2 protein-coding genes are annotated in these 698 nt (G+C 64.5%); both read right to left on the reverse strand.

The window, feature by feature from the left end; genetic code table 11:
• Positions 1-119: hypothetical protein (locus A3764_RS26455; protein WP_150122294.1), on the reverse strand; the 119-nt coding region annotated here is incomplete at its 3' end.
• 35 nt (positions 120-154) lie between these two features.
• Positions 155-698, reverse strand: a 544-nt coding sequence (locus A3764_RS25355; RefSeq protein ID WP_067951930.1) for an aspartate/glutamate racemase family protein, incomplete at its 5' end; no start/stop codon positions are given.

The raw sequence follows: 698 nt of genomic DNA on the forward strand, positions 1-698 counted from the left end.
CCAAGGTCTTTCCCGATAGCAACGATCGTACCGTCCCGCACCGCGATGTCCGCATGAAAGATGTCGGACGCGGTGGCGATCTTCCCGCCCCGGATGACCAGGTCGAATTCCTTGCTCATTTCAACTCCTGTACGTTACCGGCAGCGTGACGTGGTCATGTGCTGCTTTGCCGGGGGCAATCATGATGCGAAATCCGTGCGGCCAGCCGTTCGCTCAGCCCGATGGACGCTTTCGCTGCGGGCCGCGCGAAACTGCCGCGGAGCGCGCCGCGGGGGCGCAGCGCCGCAAGCGTCGCAGCTTGGCGAACGGCGGCCTGCGCGCAATCGACAACGGGCACGGGGATGCGGTCCCGTACATGCGCCGCAAGGCCCGACAGCGGCGCGCCCGCAAGCACGATCGCATCCGCCCCGTCTTCGTCGATGGCGCGCATCGCCAGTTCGACCAGCAAATCCACCTTTTCCGACTGCACGTCGGAAATCGAACGGAAGGTGCCGTCAAGCATCCTGATGCTGGCACAACGATCGCCCAGCCGATGCCAATCCACGCATTCCTGATACCAAGGGCCCAGAGCCTGCGCGAAAGTTACGACCGAGAACTTTCCGCCCAGCATACACGCGGTCAGCATCCCCGCCTCTGCCAGTCCGACCACCGGCATGTCGTAAAGTTCCCGAGCGGCACCAAGGCCCGGATCGCCGAAG

Source organism: Sulfitobacter sp. HI0129, assembly GCF_001635395.1.
Lineage (GTDB): Bacteria > Pseudomonadota > Alphaproteobacteria > Rhodobacterales > Rhodobacteraceae > Sulfitobacter.